General features: G+C 67.7%; 18 protein-coding genes and 1 tRNA gene. 11 read left to right on the plus strand and 8 right to left on the minus strand.

Annotated elements, in window-relative coordinates:
- The 3 genes from C4K88_RS12285 to C4K88_RS12295 form a co-directional block, all read right to left on the minus strand.
- A complete protein-coding gene (locus C4K88_RS12285) occupies positions 1–1,368 on the minus strand; it encodes a TrkH family potassium uptake protein (protein ID WP_438502352.1) in 1,368 nt (455 codons plus the stop codon).
- A 223-nt stretch (positions 1,369–1,591) separates the two neighbouring features.
- Positions 1,592–2,260: a haloacid dehalogenase type II gene (locus tag C4K88_RS12290; RefSeq protein ID WP_241521898.1), complete on the minus strand. Its 669-nt coding sequence runs from the start codon at positions 2,258–2,260 to the stop codon at positions 1,592–1,594.
- Entirely contained in the window at positions 2,260–2,505 is a 246-nt protein-coding gene (locus C4K88_RS12295) for a DUF2630 family protein (protein ID WP_104121926.1), read from the minus strand. The genes C4K88_RS12290 and C4K88_RS12295 overlap by 1 nt, the downstream gene beginning before the upstream one ends.
- Positions 2,506–2,701: 196 nt before the next feature.
- Here C4K88_RS12295 and C4K88_RS12300 point away from each other — a divergent pair.
- From C4K88_RS12300 to pstS, 5 genes are all read left to right on the plus strand, one after another.
- Positions 2,702–2,775, plus strand: a tRNA-Val gene (locus C4K88_RS12300).
- Between the two features lie 217 nt (positions 2,776–2,992).
- The gene (locus C4K88_RS12305; RefSeq protein WP_104122230.1) at positions 2,993–3,448 is read left to right on the plus strand and encodes an Hsp20/alpha crystallin family protein; all 456 of its coding nucleotides are present in this window, start codon (positions 2,993–2,995) and stop codon (positions 3,446–3,448) included.
- A 102-nt stretch (positions 3,449–3,550) separates the two neighbouring features.
- Complete coding sequence (locus C4K88_RS12310) at positions 3,551–4,348, plus strand: SDR family oxidoreductase (protein WP_104121927.1); 798 nt, start codon at positions 3,551–3,553, stop codon at positions 4,346–4,348.
- 97 nt (positions 4,349–4,445) lie between these two features.
- Positions 4,446–4,655, plus strand: coding sequence for a hypothetical protein (locus tag C4K88_RS12315; RefSeq protein ID WP_104121928.1), 210 nt, complete (start codon positions 4,446–4,448; stop codon positions 4,653–4,655).
- A 72-nt stretch (positions 4,656–4,727) separates the two neighbouring features.
- A complete protein-coding gene (gene pstS, locus C4K88_RS12320) occupies positions 4,728–5,837 on the plus strand; it encodes a phosphate ABC transporter substrate-binding protein PstS (protein ID WP_306418617.1) in 1,110 nt (369 codons plus the stop codon).
- Between the two features lie 76 nt (positions 5,838–5,913).
- Here pstS and C4K88_RS12325 read toward each other — a convergent pair whose 3' ends face one another.
- A complete protein-coding gene (locus C4K88_RS12325) occupies positions 5,914–6,453 on the minus strand; it encodes an SRPBCC family protein (protein ID WP_306418622.1) in 540 nt (179 codons plus the stop codon).
- Positions 6,454–6,669: 216 nt separating this feature from the next.
- On the opposite strand from C4K88_RS12325, the gene C4K88_RS12330 reads away from it, so the two are divergent.
- On the plus strand, positions 6,670–7,164 hold the full coding sequence (locus C4K88_RS12330; protein WP_104121931.1) for a Dps family protein: 495 nt from the start codon (positions 6,670–6,672) through the stop codon (positions 7,162–7,164).
- Positions 7,165–7,687: 523 nt separating this feature from the next.
- Here the strand turns inward: C4K88_RS12330 and C4K88_RS12335 are convergent.
- Positions 7,688–7,996, minus strand: a complete 309-nt coding sequence (locus tag C4K88_RS12335) for a hypothetical protein (protein ID WP_146065683.1) — start codon at positions 7,994–7,996, stop codon at positions 7,688–7,690.
- Positions 7,997–8,475: 479 nt separating this feature from the next.
- On the opposite strand from C4K88_RS12335, the gene C4K88_RS12340 reads away from it, so the two are divergent.
- From C4K88_RS12340 to C4K88_RS12360, 5 genes are all read left to right on the plus strand, one after another.
- A complete protein-coding gene (locus tag C4K88_RS12340) occupies positions 8,476–8,754 on the plus strand; it encodes a hypothetical protein (RefSeq protein WP_104121933.1) in 279 nt (92 codons plus the stop codon).
- Between the two features lie 70 nt (positions 8,755–8,824).
- A complete protein-coding gene (locus C4K88_RS12345; RefSeq protein WP_104121934.1) occupies positions 8,825–9,655 on the plus strand; it encodes a GAF and ANTAR domain-containing protein in 831 nt (276 codons plus the stop codon).
- Positions 9,656–9,899: 244 nt separating this feature from the next.
- The gene (locus C4K88_RS12350; protein ID WP_146065684.1) at positions 9,900–10,616 is read left to right on the plus strand and encodes a GAF and ANTAR domain-containing protein; all 717 of its coding nucleotides are present in this window, start codon (positions 9,900–9,902) and stop codon (positions 10,614–10,616) included.
- Positions 10,613–11,026 carry a hypothetical protein gene (locus C4K88_RS12355; protein WP_104121936.1) on the plus strand — a complete coding sequence of 138 codons (414 nt, stop codon included), beginning with the start codon at positions 10,613–10,615 and terminating at the stop codon, positions 11,024–11,026. The genes C4K88_RS12350 and C4K88_RS12355 overlap by 4 nt, the downstream gene beginning before the upstream one ends.
- Before the next feature lie 515 nt (positions 11,027–11,541).
- A complete protein-coding gene (locus C4K88_RS12360; RefSeq protein WP_104121937.1) occupies positions 11,542–12,204 on the plus strand; it encodes a GAF domain-containing protein in 663 nt (220 codons plus the stop codon).
- Between the two features lie 100 nt (positions 12,205–12,304).
- Here C4K88_RS12360 and arfA read toward each other — a convergent pair whose 3' ends face one another.
- Genes arfA through C4K88_RS12375 form a run of 3 tightly spaced genes read right to left on the minus strand, consistent with a single transcriptional unit; the run spans position 12,305 to position 17,481 of the window.
- Positions 12,305–13,810, minus strand: coding sequence for an arabinosylfuranosidase ArfA (gene arfA, locus C4K88_RS12365; RefSeq protein ID WP_104121938.1), 1,506 nt, complete (start codon positions 13,808–13,810; stop codon positions 12,305–12,307).
- Positions 13,811–13,855: 45 nt separating this feature from the next.
- Entirely contained in the window at positions 13,856–15,091 is a 1,236-nt protein-coding gene (locus tag C4K88_RS12370) for an endo-1,4-beta-xylanase (RefSeq protein ID WP_241521902.1), read from the minus strand.
- Positions 15,092–15,108: 17 nt separating this feature from the next.
- Positions 15,109–17,481 (minus strand): beta-xylosidase/alpha-l-arabinosidase, encoded by a 2,373-nt coding sequence (locus C4K88_RS12375; RefSeq protein ID WP_104121940.1) that lies wholly within the window; start codon positions 17,479–17,481, stop codon positions 15,109–15,111.
- Positions 17,482–17,485: the final 4 nt, after the last annotated feature.

Here is a 17,485-nt window from a genome sequence, read left to right on the forward strand (position 1 = left end):
CTAGCCAATGAGGGGCCTTTCCTTCGGGTACTCGTAGTAAAGGGGTTTGGAGCGCAACGCCAGCGCGGAGGCGAGGGTGACCGGGCCGAGCCGTCCCGCGAACATCACGAGGATCAGGACCACCTGGCCCGCGGGCGGGATCCCGGCCGTGATGCCCGTGGAGAGGCCGACCGTCGCGAAGGCGGAGATGACCTCGAAGAGGACCCGGTCGAGGCCGAAGTCGGTGGTGACCATGAGGAACATCGTCGCGCAGGTCACGAGGCCGACGGCGAGCAGGACGATCGAGATGGCCTGCCGGTGCGTGGAACGGGGCAGGCGCTTCCCGAAGACGTTGACGGCGGTGCCTCCGCTGATCTCGGTGTAGAGGATGAAGAACAGCACGCCGAACGTGGTGATCTTCAGGCCGCCGGCCGTTCCGGCGGGACCGCCCCCGATGAACATCAGCACGTCCATGGCCAGGAGGGTGACCGGGTCCAGCTGCGCTAAGTCGACGCTGTTGAAGCCGGCGGTGCGCGTCATCACCGACTGGAAGAAACCGGCGAGGATCCGCTCCCCGGGTCTCAGGGCGCCGAGGGTCGCCGGGTTGGACCATTCGACGAGGGTGATGAAGACGGTCCCGAGGACCAGGAGCAGCAGCGTGCCACTGAGGACCAGCTTGGTGGTCATGTGCCATTTCCGGGGGTAGCGGTAGTGGCGGCGCAGTTCGAAGAGGACCGGGAAGCCCAGTCCGCCGATGATGACGGCGGCGCTGATCGGCAGGCAGATCCAGGGGTCTCCCACGAACCCGATCAGGTTGTCGCTGAACAGTGCGAACCCGGCGTTGTTGAAGGCGGACACCGCGTGGAAGATCCCGAGCCACGCTGCATCGCCGACGCCATTGCCGTAGTGCAGCCAGAAGCGCGTGGTGAGCAGCACCGCCGTCGCGGACTCCACGATCAGGGTGATGAGCAGGACCCCGAGGAGCACGCGCCGGACGTCGCCGAAACCGACGCTCTTGGTCTCCGCCGCGGTCGAGATCCGTGAGCGGAGTCCCATCCGGCGGGCCAGGAAAACTCCGAGGAGGGAGGCGAAGGACATGATGCCGAATCCGCCGACCTGGATCAGGCCCAGGATGATGACGTGGCCGGCACCCGTCCAGTAGACCGGGGTGTCGACGACGATCAGGCCGGTCACGCAGACCGCGGAGGTGGCCGTGAAGAGCGCCTCGAGGAATGTGGCGCCTCCGTCGCCGACCTTCGAGCTCGGGAGCATCAGGAGTGCGGTGCCGGCGAGGATCGCTGCGGCGAAGCCCAGCGCGATCACCTGGGCGGGGTGGCGGGGACCGAGCCGTTCCAGCCAGAGGGCGGCAGCGGGCGCCGCGCGGCGCAGGCGGGCGGCCACCGAGGTACGGAACTCCCGGAGCGGCGCGGTACGTGACGTGATGGGGATGCGCCTGACCTTCGGGGACGGACCGGCGCGGACGGTCCGCGCCAGTCGTCCAGTCAACCCGACGATCAGCCGCCGGGACGGCCTCTTTATGCTTTCTTGATGCGTCCCGGGCGAGAGAGCCTTGGTCCCGTGGCAGCCCCGGCAGGTCGGCGGCAGTCCCCGGTCAGCCCCCGAGGAGGTCGGGCAGCTCCACGAGGGTCGACGCTTCGTGGTCCGGGCGTGTCATGACGGCCGGGTAGGGCGCACCTGTGCGGTCGAGCCAGACGGTGCGGAGACCCGCACGGGCGGCGCCGTCGATGTCCCATGGGTGGACCGCGACGAGCACGACGTCGCCCGCCTCCCGCCGCAGCTCCCGGAGGGCGTAGGCGTAGGACTCAGGGGCCGGCTTCCACCGCGGTGCGTCCTCGACGGACAGGACGCGGCCGACGTCGCCGCGCACGCCGGCCCGCTCGAGGAGGGCCTCCGCGTTTCCTGCGGCCCCGTTGGTGAGTGCCGCCAGCTCGAACCCCCGACCGGTCAGGCCCCGGAGCCCCTCGACGACGTCCGGGTGGACCGGCAGCTCCTTCAGGCTCGTCATCACGTGGTCGACGGCGTCCCCGATGTCCCGGTTGAGCCGCTGCCCCGCGAGGACCGTCCGCAGGGCGTCCTCGGCGATCTCGCCGAAGGGGGCGTTCCGCCCGCCGGCCGTGAGGGCGAACCCGTCACGGAGGACCGAGGCGAACCACAGCGCGGCCTGCTGCGGAGGAGCACCCACTTCCTCGAAGTGCTGGGGCATCTGCCCCAGATCGGAGAGGGTCTCGTTGACGTCGAACAGGATGAGGGGCAGGGCCACTACTGGCGGTACCCCTCCACCTGGCTGACGGGACGGGCGTCGGCATCGGCCGGGTTCTCTCCGGCGTCGGCCTTCGCGCGGCGCTGGCGCAGCAGGTCCCAGCACTGGTCGAGGTCCCCCTCGACCTTCTTGAGGCGGGCAGCATGATCCTGTTGCTCCGCTGCGGAGTCCTGGGGCTGCTCACGGAGGTCGCGTTCCTCCTGGACGAGTGCCTGGATGTGCTGCAGGAGGTCCTGATCGTCCATGGTGCTGTCCCTTCGTGGTGCGGTGCCGGGAGAGAGCGTCCCAAGACGCTCAGCAGGCTTTCCTTCAGGCTACTGAGGCAGTGCCCTGCTGGCCAGCCCGCGTCCCGGCGGCTCGGCCCACGGGCCACGCCCACCACCGCGGGATCGGAGAATTGGGCGCCGGGCCCGAATGGCCTAAGCTGTGGGAGAACCAGTTGCCTGTGTAGCTCAGTCTGGTAGAGCATCCGCTTCACACGCGGAAGGCCCGGGGATCGAGGCCCCGCGCAGGCACGAGGATCCGCTGGGAACAGCACCCTGGAAAGGCCCGCACCGATACGTCGGCGCGGGCCTTTTGCGTGGTGCCGCCTTTCGCTCCGGGCGAACACGCGCCCTTAGCACTCGCACAGCCCGAGTGCTAACATACTGCGTAGTTGAGCGGATGACGCTCAACTATCGACGAACCAACCACCTGCCGGTGGCATCAGCGAAGGAGTTGTTTCCCGTGGCCATGAAATTCGATCCTTTCCGTGAGCTGGACCGCGTGACCGGCGCCCTGTTGGAGGGCCGCTCCGGCCTGCGCCTCATGCCGATGGACCTCTACCGGGAGAGGGACCACTACGTCCTCTCCGCGGATCTCCCCGGTATCGATCCGGGCTCGGTCGACATCGACGTCGACGGCCAGCTCCTCACCATCCGCGCCGAACGAACGCTGCGCAGCGCCGAGGGCGTGAAGTGGTTGACCCGCGAGCGCGAGAGCGGCTCGTTCCTGCGCCAGCTCAACCTCGGCCAGGGTGTCGACACGGAGGGCATCGCCGCCCGGTACGAGAACGGCGTCCTCAGCGTGACGATCCCCGTCATCGAGCGTGCGAAGCCACGCAAGATCGAGGTGATCAGCGGGGAATCAGCTGAGGCGATCCAGTCGTCCACCTCCGGGACGGCCCCCCAGAGCGCCGTCGACGCGTAGGACGTGCCCACGCGGTACCCCCGGACACCCGTCCGGGGGTACCGGGCGTCAATTCCGGGGCCCGCCTTGCATGCCGGGCCGGCGGGTGCGAAGGATGGGGACATGGACTTCACACCCAGCAAGGCAATCGTCACCGGCTCCGACTCCGGCATCGGCCGCGCAACGGCCCTCGCCCTCGCCGCGGCGGGCTGCGACGTCGGCGTCACCTGGCACTCCGACCAGGAGGGAGCCGAGGAGACCGCCCGGCTCGTCCGGGAGAAGGGTGTGCGGGCCGCCGTGGCGCAGCTCGACACCACCGACGCACCGGCCTGCGGCGACGTCGTCGACCAGCTCGCGGCAGAACTCGGCGGCCTCGACGTCTTCGTCAACAATGCCGGCGTCAACGGCGGCACCATGTTCATGGAGACGGACTGGGACACCTGGCGCGGCACCATGGGCGCCAACCTCGACGGCGCGTTCGTCGTTCTGCAGCGCGCGGCACGGCACATGATCGACGGCGGCCGGGGCGGACGCATCATCGCGGTCACCAGCGTGCACCAGGAGCAGCCGCGCGTGGGTTCGGCGGCGTACGACGCCTCCAAGCACGGCCTCGGGGGCCTGATCCGGACCATCGCCCTCGAACTGGCGGACCGGGGCATCACCGCCAACGCTGTCCTGCCCGGTGAGATCAACACACCCATGAACGACTCCGAGGAGCAGGACCCGCACTCCATGGACCGTCCCGGCATCCCGCTCGGCCGCCCGGGCGCGCCGGAGGAGATCGCCGACGTCGTGGCCTTCCTCGCCTCGGGCGCCTCCAGCTACGTCAACGGGGCCTCGTTCGTGGTCGACGGCGGCATGCTCCTCATGGGACCCCAGGCGGGGTCGCACCTGACAAGCGGGGACTGGCGGACCCTCTGATCGGAGGGGGAGCGGCCCGACTCTTCAGCGGGCGTTCACGCGGCGTTCAGGAAGCGTCGCTAGCGTGGGAGTCCCGGACCCTTCCGAAAGGCGCACCATGAACGCCCTGCCCCCCATCGACGCCGAGGTCCAGGACTGGTCGGGTCTCCGACGCGGCCAGCACGTCATCCTCCATCACGCCACGGGGGCCCGGCTCGACGGCGTCCTGGACATGAAGACCGACGACGTGGTGTGGATCCTGCTGAACGACGGCGGCGGGCGCCGGCTCGTCCACCGGGCGGACGGCTACCGCCTCCGCCCCGCATGACCCGACCCTGACCGTCCGTCCACCCGCCGTCCATCTTGGGTTCACCGAACGGCCCCCTGTAACGTGGCGGGGGTGAGAATTCGTGCCACCCTGTCCCTGACGCTCGCCGCCACCCTGGCCCTGACGGCCTGCGGATCCGACTACCCCCTCGGCCCGGAGCAGGAAGCGGCGGCACGGAGCGGTGACACGAGCCTCCGCGGGGCGGTGACGGCCTCCGGATCCTCCGCGCAGGGACCGGCCATCGACGCCTGGCGCGCCGGATTCTCCACCCTCTATCCCCGCGCGCAGGTCCAGTACTCCCCCGACGGTTCCGGCGCGGGACGCGGTGCGCTGCTTGCCGGTGCCGTGGGCTTCGCCGGCTCGGACGCCTACCTGAGCGACGAGGAACTCGCGGACTCCACCGAGGCGTGCGGACCGGACGGCGCCTTCGACATCCCCGCCTACGTGTCCCCGATCAGCGTGGCGTTCAACCTGCCCGGGATCTCCTCACTGAACCTCGACGCCGCCACGGTGGCCCGGATCTTCCACGGGGAGATCACCACGTGGGACGATCCCGCGATCGCCGCGCAGAACGACGTCGACCTCCCCGCCCTGCCCATCGCGGCGGTGAGCCGCTCCGACGACTCCGGCACCACCGAGAACTTCACCGACTACCTCCACGCCGTGGTCCCCGAGATCTGGACCGAGGAGGCCGACGGCACCTGGCCGTCGGGCCTCGCCAACGAGAACGCCAAGGGCAACGCGGGCGTGGTCAGCACCGTGGCCGCCACCGTGGGAGCCGTGACCTACGCGGACGACTCCGCCGTCGGCGAGCCCCTCGGCCGGGTGGCGCTGAAGGTCGGCGGGGACTACGTGGAGGTCAGTTCCGAGGCAGCGGCGGCCGCCGTCGACCTCGCGGACCGCGTCCCCGGACGCAAGGATCACGACATCGCGCTGGACCTCGACCGGACCACCAGCGAACCCGGGGTCTACCCCCTGGTCCTGGTGTCCTACCACGTGTACTGCTCGCGGTACGAGAACGAGGCGACCGCCGCCGTCGTCCGCGCGTTCGGCACCTACGCCGTCAGCGAGGAGGGCCAGCAGGGAGCCGCGGGGGCGGCGAAGAGCTCGCCCATCTCGCCGGAACTGTCACGGCAGGCCACGGAGGCGATCGCGTCCATCGATGTGGGGGACATCTCCTAGGACGCGACGAGGCGGACCCCGGAAGGGGCCCGCCTCCTGCAGTACGTCCGCGTCAGGCTCCTGTGCCGTACACAGGTCAGGCGACGCGCGGGCCGCCCGAGTCGGGATCGTCCGTCGAGGTGTCCGGCAGGGTGCTGTTCGCCGGTTCCGCCTCGGTGGTGACCCCCGAGAACGGTGCCGCGACGTCGCCGCGCCAGGCACCCGTCTCGCCGCCGCTGTTCTCGATGAAGGCCTTGAACCGCTTGAGGTCCCCCTTCACCTGGGCGGCATCGGCGTTGACGACGGCCCCGACCTTCTCGATGAACGTCCCGGGATGCCAGTCGATCTGCACCATGAGCCGTGTGGTGTTCTCGTCCAGACGGTGGAAGGTGACCACGCCGGCATGGGACTCGCCGTCGGTGCTCTTCCAGGCCACCCGCTCGTCGGGGTGCTGCTCGGTGATCTCGGCATCGAACTCGCGATGCACGCCCCCGATGCTCGTCACCCAGTGGGTGGATGTGTCCGAGATCTGCGTGATCGACTCCACGCCCCCCATGAACTGGGGGAAGCTCTCGAACTGGGTCCACTGGTTGTAGGCGGTGCTGACCGGTACTGATACGTCGATGGATTCCTGCACTGAAGCCAAAACGGTTCCTCCTTGGTCGGACTCCGGCGTCGCCCGTACACCGTTGCAGGCATGCGGCACGACGAAACCGTAAGTCCCCTTAGCGTAGGCAGGTCGGGTGGAATTGACCAACGGGCAGGGCTAGGGTGAAAGAAGTCCCTCCGGCAGGAATCCGCGCCTCCGGCGCCTCCGTCGGCGGGAGAACATCTCTCTAGCACTGGAGGATCCATGAAGGCATCACCCACCCTCACAGACAACATGCAGGCCGTCCTCGTCGACCTCATCGAGCTGCACCTGCAGGGCAAGCAGGCTCACTGGAACGTGGTCGGCAAGAACTTCCGTGACCTCCACCTGCAGCTGGACGAGATCATCGAAGATGCCCGCCTGTTCGCGGACGAGATGGCGGAGCGGATGCGCGCACTGCACGCCGTACCCGACGGCCGTAGCGTGGCCGTGGCTGAGGGCACCAAGATCGATCCGTTCCCGGCCGGCCTCGTCTCGACCAAGGACACCGTGGGCCTCGTGGTCCGGATGCTGAACGCCAGCGTCAAGACCATGCGGGACGTCCACGACCAGATCGACGAGGAGGACCCCACCACGGCGGACCTGCTGCACGGCTTCATCGCCAAGCTCGAGCAGTACGCGTGGATGGTCGACGCCGAGAACATGGAGCCCACCGCGGAGGTCGTCTCCCCCGCCGGCACCGAGAAGGCCACCGTCTGACGAACCAGATGTCCTGATGGTCGGGAGGGGACGCGCATGGGCGCGTCCCCTCCTGTGTGTCCGGGGCTTCCCGCGGCCCCCTGGTCGGCCTGCGTCAGGTGGGCCTTCTCCTACGCCGATGCTGCCCCTGCAGGGTAGTCGATCCGCCTATTGCTCTCCACTGCCGGTGCGCTTCGGCGCCGACCGCCTGACGGGGTGGACCGGTCGGCGGGCGGACAGCACCGGGCCGCGGGTCGTGCCGCGCCTGCGATTCCCTGATTCGGTCAGCCCTGAGCGGTCAGCTCGGCGACCCACGCCCCCGCCGATCGGCCGTGACGGGTTCCCATCAAGAGAGCGCCCGCCAGAACGTGGGTGCGGATTCACGAAACCGGGCGACGCAGCGGAGGGACAGGGCTTCACCTGCATGACCGATCGTGCCCGGTTCAGGGCGACTACCGGGGCGACTGGCGGCCACCGGCTCCGATGGCGGTGGACCTGGACAGCCAGCATCAGTGCGTCCGCGACCGATATCCGATCCGTCAGCTCAGACATCGAGGGAATCCGGTACTGTACCGCGCTGACCTACCAGGTCGTGCTGGTTGTCGTGGTACCCGTGGCTAAGAGGTACCACGGTGTCGAAGCCGGGGTGGTCGGCAACGAACGCGCCGACTTCCGGACAGAACGAGGTGGCGGCCAACCGGCGGCGGTGCAGCTCGAGGAGCACGTGCCGCACCAGGGACGATTCCACCTCGAAGTCATCGAAACGAGGATCAAGGACCAGGCGCAGGAGAGCGACGTCGCCGCCTCGGAACCGGTACTTCACGTAGCCGGCGATCACGCCGTCCCGGATCAACTCGAAAGCGCTCGACCACCGGTTGTCCCTGAAACACTCCCTGGACCCCACCGGCGGACGCCCGTGATCCGCGGTCACCGCCGGTGCACTCCGATCGATCCGGGCGGTCTTCCACGGCCCACTGCTAGACCCTTACGAAGCCTATTGACTACCCCAGCAGAAGCAAACCCCGGCGAAGAACTCCCACTCCCCGACAAGAGAGGGTTCAGGATGCTCCCGCTGTCAGAGCCCGGGACCAGTGGCCCGTGTGTTCGCCGCAGGCTTCGATCCGCCACGTCCAAGGCGACAACCCTCGCCGTGGATCTCTGGGCTGTTCTCCTCGACCGCTGGTCGGGGAGATATCTCACCGTCATGTGAGCTCGACGAACCGTAGACTGACGTGTACCAAGTGTCCATCCGCGGCTATTCCGGTTCCCCGGTGGTGTTTTCAGGAGCACGGACATGAGCCATTTCCCGGTCGAACATAAGCAGGCGCCCGTATGACCGCGCACACCCAGCAACACAGCACCTGGCTCGCAGCCCACCACGCACACCTGACAGCGGAGGATCTGTGGCTGCACTACTTCAGCGTCGGCGGCTACCTCGCGGTCTTCGAGTTGGACGCCTACCTTCATGGCCTGTACGCGTTGCCACAGGGTGAACGGAACACCGTCGCCCTGGCGCTGAACGAACTGATCGACGACCAGATCGACACACGACTCAACGACCTGTCCCACCACCCCAAAGCCGAATTCGTGCACGGTCCGGTCCTGGACTAGTACCCGTCCCACCGTCCACCCGACACCGCCTTGAACGGGCGGGACCATCGGATATGAAAGCAGGTCACTGATGCCGGCACCCACGGGACCTTCCTCGACGCCCCCTCCCGCAGGCAACCACTCCGATGGTCATGCTGCCGCCCCTCTCGCCGGTCATCATCCACTCGACTCGGGGTCGTCGGAGGCGGTGGTGTTCTCCGACCTCATCCAGGATCTGGTCCTGGACAGCACCGATATCGGCGGGTTCCTGCACGATGTCGCCCGGCACGCGGCCAGCAGCCTGTCCGCCCCGGACTCCGAGGTTCACTGCGCTGTCCTGCTGGTGCGGCCACGCATGAAGGGGACCATGGCCGGCAGCAGCCCCGAGGCCACGGCGATGGACGAGGTTCAGTTCCAGTACGACGACGGGCCCTGCCTGCGGGCCGCACGGGAGCAGGCACCGTGTGTCGTGGAGGACTTCCAGACCGATTCCCGCTTCGGCCAGTACACCCCCGCGATCCTCCACGCCGGTATCCGGTCCGCCCTCGGGGTTCCCATACCCCTCGAGGGTGAGGCGATCGCGGCACTGGATTTGTACTCCACCCGGGCGGGCGAATTCGACGCCGAACGCACCCAGGCGGCACTCCACCTCGCCGCGGAGGCCTCCCGGGCGCTGCGGACCGCTATACGGATCGCGCACTTCGCCGACACCGCGACGAACTTGCGAGCCGCGATGGACAGCCGTGCGACGATCCAACTCGCGGCAGGCATCATCATGGGACAGAACAGGTGCAGCCACGACACGGCGATAGCCATCCTGAAGTCCGCCTCGAGCAGCAGGAACATCAAACTCAAGGACGTCGCCGCCGCAGTCGTGCTCTCCATCGGCCAACAACCACCTGCCGCCCACTTCGACGGCTGAATCCGACCCCGCCCGCAAGGCGCTCCTCGCATTCAGAGCCAGAAAGTAGGCAGCACAAAAGGTGGGCAGCGCGGGGAACTCCTTCCGGTGGTGCGGGTGGAGCTATATGATTTTCACCGGATGCTGCGTGAGCGGGATCTGTTGGGGGTTGAGCAGACAGCCCTACCGGCAGGGGTGACACCCCTGGGCTGGACAGTTAAGGCCGATCGTGAATACCACCCCTCAACCCTCCTCATCCTCGTCGTTGGCATTTCCGCCGGAGTTGCTGGCGATCTTCGGGCGTACCAACGGGCACCTCCTCACCGAGCAGACCGCGCACGACGCGGTCGACGGTCTGGCGGGAATCGCCCGGGACATCATCGGCGCCGCCGAGGACGCCGGGGTGAGCCTCATCGACACGGATGGCACCCGCATGAGCGTCGGCGCGACCGACCCGCGCGTCCTCGAAGCCGATGACCAGCAGTACGAGCTCGGCCAGGGACCCTGCATCAGCGCCTGGCAGTCGGGTGAGCCCGTCTACATCGCCGACACCCACACCGATGACCGGTTCCCGCAGTGGACTACCAGGGTCACACCGCTCGGTATCCGGTCCTGCCTCAGCGTGCCCCTGCTGCACACACCGGCGGGACTCGGGGCGATGAAGGTCTACTCGGACACGGTCGACGCGTTCACCGGCGAGGACCGCCGGCTGCTGACCAATCTCGCCCGCTCCGCCGCGACCCTCCTCGGACACATCCAGGCCAGCGACACGCCGCAGCGGATCAGCGAGGATGTGAAAGCGTCCCTGGCCGAACGGGACACCATCGGCATCGCCCGCGGCATCCTGATGGAACGCTTCGACCTGGACCGGCAAGCGGCCATGAATCATCTGATCGACCTCGCCACCGACACGCACACCACCATCGGCCATGTGGCCGCCATGATCAGTGAGCGGAGTCCAGGCGCCAGCGAGGCTCCATGATGAACGAGCACACCCCCGAGCACTCCCCTGAGCGCCCCCCTGAGGACCAACGACGGCGCACCTTGCACGCCATCCACTGCAGCGGACTCAACGTGCAGAACGTGTGGATCCGCTACTTCTCCCTCACCGGGAACGTCAGCGAGTTCGAGATCGACGCCTACCTCAACGGCGCGATCACCCTCACCGCCCTGGACCGGGACCTCGTTTCCCACGCCGTGAACGAACTCATCACCGAAACACCACCCCCACCCGCCGCCCCCTACAGCGACCACCCGGAGGATCCGGTGGTCATGGCGGCCCTGAGCGGTCAGGAGAACCGAGACGCTCTCGACGGCCTCGTGAACGCGGACGACATGGATGAAGTCGACGAGGTGGACGACGGGTCAACAGGAGCCGGTGAGGGCACGTAGACGAACACGGTCCCAGGACCCGCGGCGGTCACAGGCGGGGGATCCAATACGGACACAACGGCGGACATCCTGAAAGACAGACCGTGGCCCTGGCAGGTGAAGGACCGCGGGAAAACGCCGTCGAAAAGGCTTCGTGAAAAGAGGCGTGGGGCTGTTGACAGCGACTGTGTTGTCGGTGGCCATCAGTGGGTGTTCCGGCTCGGGCGTGCGCTCGAGCGAAGCCGCGGGCGCGGCAGCTGCGTTCCACGCGGCCGCAGCCGACGCCGACTACGAGGGCGCATGTGCGATGCTCACCCGAGCCGCACGCACAACACTGGAGGACGGGCAGGAGGGCTCCTGCCCTGTCCGGCTGACCGCCACGGGACTGAGCCGGACCGACACGGCGGGTGGTGTCGTGTCGGGCAGTGTTTTCGGCCGGAACGCGCAGGTGATCATGGATGGGGACACCCTTTTCCTGACTCTGGCTGGTGGCCGGTGGAAGGTAACGGGCGCCGGTTGCGTCGCCCGCGACGAGCCTGAGCGCCTGGGCGGAGCAGCGCCCCATCATCATCCGGGACACCCGGCAGGAGGCCCGCTGGCCGAAGTGGATCACAGCCGTCAAGGACCTGCCCCTGCGCTCCGTCCTGAGCGCCCCCCTGACCACCGAAGGACGGCACATCGGTGCCATCAAGGTGTACTCCCCCGCCGCCCACGCTTTCGATGACCCTGTAGTGGTCTTTCTCATCCAGCGGCTGGCCGCACCCGCCGCCGTCCTGCTCGGGAACGTCCGGGACCGGGAAGCGGCCCAGCGGTTGAACTCCGACCTGGCAGAAGCCCTCGCCAACCGGGACATGATCTCCAGGGCCCAAAGGGTGCTGATCGAGCGGATGAATCTCAGCGCGGAGGAATCCCCGGCAGTCCTGCTCACCGCCGCCCGCGAAGCCATGGACGCATCCGCCCTGGCCCTCCATTCCGTCTGGTTGCGCTACTTCAGCTTCACCGGCACCGCCGGCGAGTTCGAGATCGACGCCTACCTCAACGGATCGATGGACCTCCCGACCCATGAGCGCGACCTCGTCGCCCACGCCGTCAACGAACTGATCGACGAACTCCCCCCACGCCTCATGGCCCCCTACAGCACCAACGGGACCAGCGCCCAGTACGACCTCGACCCCTCACAGGAAGATACCGCCCCCTGACGCAGCACCACTCCGGGCCCGGAACAGCCTGCCTCGGTGGACGCCGCGTTCCTTCGCCGCATTGGTCTCGGCGGCGGAACCGCCTCATGAAAGATCGAGGCTAGGTGAAGCTGATGGCTGACCATGACACGGGTGGCAGCGTCACCGTGAGTGTCCCTTCGTCGACCGAGACTCCGTCGAGTGGTTTGAGGCCGACCCGGTTCTGGTCCTCGAACGTGTTCTTCGCGTAGACGTCGTCATCGTGCAGGGTGAGCGCCTCGGCGATCGTAGTGGCCTCGAGATCGGTGACGTCGATCGAGACGTCGATCGATTCGGTTCGGCTGCGGTTCACGAGGAACACCGCCGACGAGCCGGTCTCTACATCCATCGTTGCCACGGCGTCGACGAGGGGCGCGCGGCCGTAGACGGAGGTCTCGTAGGTGTCCACCTCGATGGTCGGGCGAAGGATCTCGCCGCGGGCCAGGCGTGCTGTGACCGAAAACGGGAAGAAGGTGCTCTGACGCCACGCTGCACCACCCGGTTCCGTCCTGATCGGCGCGATGACGTTGACGAGTTGAGCCAGGGACGCAGCTGTGACTCTGTCGTGGTTCTTGAGCAGGGTGATCAGGAGGTTGCCGAGCACTACGGCGTCGGCGACGGAATAAACGTCCTCGAGTTGGCGGGGCGCATAAGTCCACTGGTCGTCGACCTCGCCGGAGGCCTGGTGCTCGTCGAGGTACCAGATGTTCCACTCGTCGAAGGACAGGTTGATGGTCTTGTCGCTGCGCAGTTTGTGTTTGACGTGGTCGGCGGCGGCGACAACGGCTTGGATGAAGTACTCCATGTTCAATGACGAGGCGAGGTAGGAATCGAGGTCGCCGCCGCGCTCCTGGTAGTACGCGTGGCAGGAGATGTAGTCCACGTGTTCATAGGCGTGTTCGAGCACGATGCGCTCCCAGTCGCCGAAGGTGGGCATCGAGGAGCCGGAGGATCCACAGGCTACGAGTTCCAGGGTCCTGTCCGCCGCTTTCATGGCCTGTGCGGTGCGGGCAGCGATCTGACCGTAGGCGTCGGCGCTCATGTATCCGGTCTGCCAGGGTCCGTCCATCTCGTTGCCGAGACACCACATGCGGATGCCGTAGGGCTCTACGGCGCCGTTGGTGACCCGTTGGTCGCTCAGTGCCGTTCCTGATGGGTGGTTGGCGTACTCCAGGAGGTCGAGGGCACTGTCGATCCCGCGGGTCCCGAGATTCACGGCCATCATCAACTCGGATCCGGTGAGTTTGCACCAGCGGGCAAACTCGTCGATGCCCACCTGGTTCGACTCCAGAGCATGCCAGGCGAGGTCACGGCGCACCGGGCGCTGATCGCGTGGGCCCACACCGTCCTCCCACCGGTAACCGGAGACGAAGTTGCCGCCCGGGTAGCGGATCGTTGTCGCGCCGAGCTCCTTGACCAACTCGACCACGTCGAGCCGGAATCCGTCCTCGTTGGCGGTGGGATGATCCGGCTCGTGGATCCCGCCGTACACACACCGGCCGAGGTGCTCTACGAACGAACCGAAGATCCTGCGATTCAGGGGTGCGACGACCGCCGAACGCGGAATGACAATACGGGCATGGGTCACAACTTCATCCTGTCCATAGTTACGTGTGGCGCGATCACGCCGGGGTCAGCGGAATCGGACGGTGTCCGTTCCGCGCCCCCGCGAGAGCGAGACCGGCGCACTCTGCCCGTCGCGCTCGATCACGTAATCACCGGAGAAACCCGTGATCGACAAGCGTGCGTCATGATCCGTGCGCATCGACGTTCGCGGCAGCCACCATTCGCCCTTGATCAGCGACTGCAGTGCGTGGAACGAGGGTTTCGGCGTGCCGTCGGCGCGAACCAGCCCGCCGGGCGCGCCGAGCCACGCTCCGTCGTCGGTGAACCCCCAGTAGGTGATGGCCTGTACGGCTGGGTGGCCCACGAGGGAGCGATAGTGGCGGACGATCTCGTCCGCCTGCCTGGCCTCTCCCTCGGGCGTCGATGGCCAGGATGGGATCTGATAGTCGTTGAGGTCGACGATCTCCGGCGGCATGAGGTCCCCCGACACCAGAGTCGTCTCGGTCAGATGGAGGGGCAGCCCGAAGCGGGCGAATCGGTCGACCATCGCGAGCATGGTCTCTTCTCCCCAGTACCCCTGATGCATGTGCGTCTGCAGCCCGATCGCATCCACGGCGATCCCCGCTTCAAGAACGCGCCCGATCAGAGCTTCGTAGTCGCTCGACAGGTCGAAGTCGTTCAGGACGAGCGTCGCCGAAGGATTCGAGGCGCGAGCCTCCTCGAACGCGAGCTGAATCATGGGCACGCGACCAATGCTCTGCGCGAGCCGGGTGATGCCGTTCTCCTCTGCCGTGAACACGGGCATGATGACGACTTCGTTGATGGCGTCCCACGTGTCGATGACGCCGGAGAAGTCGGTCACCTCACGGCGGATCCTCTCGCGTTGCAGCCGCTCGATCTCCGCCACCGGCAGACCGGTGAGCCACTCGGGCGCGAGCGTGTGCCAGGTCAGCGGATGCCCCTTCACCGTCACTCCGTGCTCAGCGAACCACGAGGCGGTCCGGAGAAGTCTTCGGGTGTCGGGTTTGCCGCGGGTCGGCTCGAATCCTCGCCAGTAGAAGGGGAGGGTCGCCGTGTTGAAGAGCTCGAGCCACATCGTCCCGAGCTCCGGCAGGCCGGTCGGCCCCGCCCCGCCGAAGACGGGCTCCGCCGCGGCATCCTGCTCGGTCTCCCCGTTGGCGAGCGGGATGAAGTCGAAACCGATGTTGCCGAAGGCGAAATGATGACGCTGCTGTTCGACAGTCACATCCGCGTTGCGCACAGGGTTTCCTGCGGAGTCCAGCACGGTGACCTGCGCGGTCACCCGGCGGTGATCGACACTCACGAGGTGCTTCGAGCGATCTCGTTGAAACTCGGGTGGAAGGACCGGTCGAAGCCCACGACGCGGGCGTCACCGGAGAGCTGCACCGAGTGCGTGATCCGCAGGTCGGTGCTCGACGCTCCGAGAGCAAGGACGATCTCCCCCGGTTCGACGACCCGTGCGCCGTTTCGGCCGGTGAAGCCGGTGACATCTGCGGGAACGTGGATCGAGAGCTCGACGGACTCGCCCGGCTCCAGGTCGACGCGCTGGAAACCGACCAGACGCTGCACCGGGCGCACCACTGACGCGACCGGGTCGTGGACGTAGATCTGGACGATTTCCGTCCCGGAACGGTCCCCGGTGTTGCGGAGGCGGAGGCCGAGGGTCGCCGTGCCGTCGACTCCGACCGTATCCGGCCCGTGCTGGCCGGCGCTCCAGTCAAAGGTCGTATACCCGATCCCGTGCCCGAACGCGAAGGCCGCGGTCGGGTCGATGCTCGACACTCCGTTGGAGCGCGCCAGGGGAGCGGCCAGGTATGTGGACGGCTGCGTTCCCTCTGAGGCCGGGATGCTGACAGGCAGGCGTCCGCTCGGATTGACCCGGCCGGAGAGGATGCCGGCGAGCGCGGCGGTTCCTTCTTCTCCAGCGAAGAACGCCTGCACGATCGCGCCGGCGCCCGTGACAGCGGATCCCAGTGCGTACGGTCGTCCGGCGAGCAGGGTGACGACGGCAGGAGTCGATGTTGCCAGGACGGCGTCGAGGAGGTCTTGTTGGGCACCGGGCAGACGGAGCGACTCGACGTCGCAGCCTTCACCGCTGGTGCCGCGGCCGAACAGCCCGGCCCGGTCACCGAGGGCGACGATGACGACGTCGGCCCGCGTTGCAGCATCGACCGCTGCGGAGATCCCTGCGGTTTCTCCGCCGTCGATCGTCGTGCCCGGCACGTATTCGATGTCGGCTTCGGGGAACTCGGTGCGGAGGCTTTCCAGCAGGGTGGGCAGTTCGATACCGAGGGACGTGTCAGGATGCTGCACGCCGACATGCGCAGGGAACGAGTAGCAGCCGAGAACGGCGAAGGGGTCGTCGGTCGTCGGCCCGACGACGGCAATCCGGCACGGGGCGGCGAGCGGAAGGGTGCCGTCGTTGCTCACAAGCACGATGGACTGTTCGGCGATCTCGCGGGCGACCGCCCGATTGGCGGCGCTGTCCAGGTCGACGGTGCCGCGGATGCCTTCCGCGTTGTCCACGTCGACGCCCCGCAACGCTTCGGGTGTGGCATCCCAGTCAGGATCAAGCAGTCCGAGTTCGACCTTCTGGCGCAGCACACGCCGGAGGGCACGATCTATGACAGCCTCGGGCAGGTCACCCGACCGGACCGCTTCAGCCAGCGGCGCGCCGAAGGTCTTCACCGTCGGCAGTTCGACGTCCACGCCCGCGGTGAGCGCGAGAGCAGCCGCCTCGCCCCACGAACCCGCGACGCCGTGAAGCAGTTTCAGGAAGGCGATCCCGAAGTAGTCGGCCACGACGGTGCCGTCGAAACCCCAGGTATCGCGCAGGACTCCAGTGAGCAGCGACTCGTCAGCCGCGGATGGAACGCCGTCGACGTCGGTATATGAGTGCATCACCGAACGCGGCCTGCCGTCCCGCACGACCATCTCGAACGGGACGAGCAGCACGTCGGCGAGTTCACGCGGACCGACCGAGACCGGCGCGAGGTTACGGCCGGCTTTCGACGCCGAGTATCCGACGAAGTGCTTGAGAGTTGCGACGATCCCCGCGGACTCGAGGCCACGGACGTACGCCGTGCCGATGGTGCCGATGAGATACGGGTCCTCACCGATGGTCTCCTCGACGCGACCCCAGCGGGCATCCCGCACCACGTCGAGCACCGGGGCAAGGCCCTGGTGGATGCCGACCGAGCGCATGTCGGAGCCGATGCGGTGTGACATCCGCTCGATGAGCCCCGGATTGAACGAGGCCCCCCAGGCGAGGGGGACCGGATAGGCGGTGGCCCCCCAGGTGGCGAAGCCGGCGAGGCACTCCTCATGCGCAACAGCCGGGATGCCGAACCGGTTGGATGCCGCGATCCGGCGCTGGCTGCGGAGGAGGGACAGCGCTCCGAGCGCCGGGTCGACCGGAGCCGAGCCGAACGGCCGAGTCAACTGACCGAGCCCGTTCGGCAGGAGCGCATCGAGGTCGACGACGTCGTCCATGTCGTTCTGATGCGGGGCAACGTCCCCGCCTTCACTGGACGCGCCGACCCAGACGCCGAACAGCTGGGCGATCTTCTCCTCGAGCGTGAGCTCGGTGAGGAGTGCCTCGGCGCGGTCGGTGGCGGATGCTGTGACGTCGTGCCATGCCGGCGCGGTCGTCGTGGATGTCGTGGTGCTCAAGGGA

The sequence above is a fragment of the Arthrobacter pityocampae genome (genome assembly GCF_002927275.1).
Classification (GTDB): Bacteria; Actinomycetota; Actinomycetes; order Actinomycetales; family Micrococcaceae; genus Arthrobacter_D; species Arthrobacter_D pityocampae.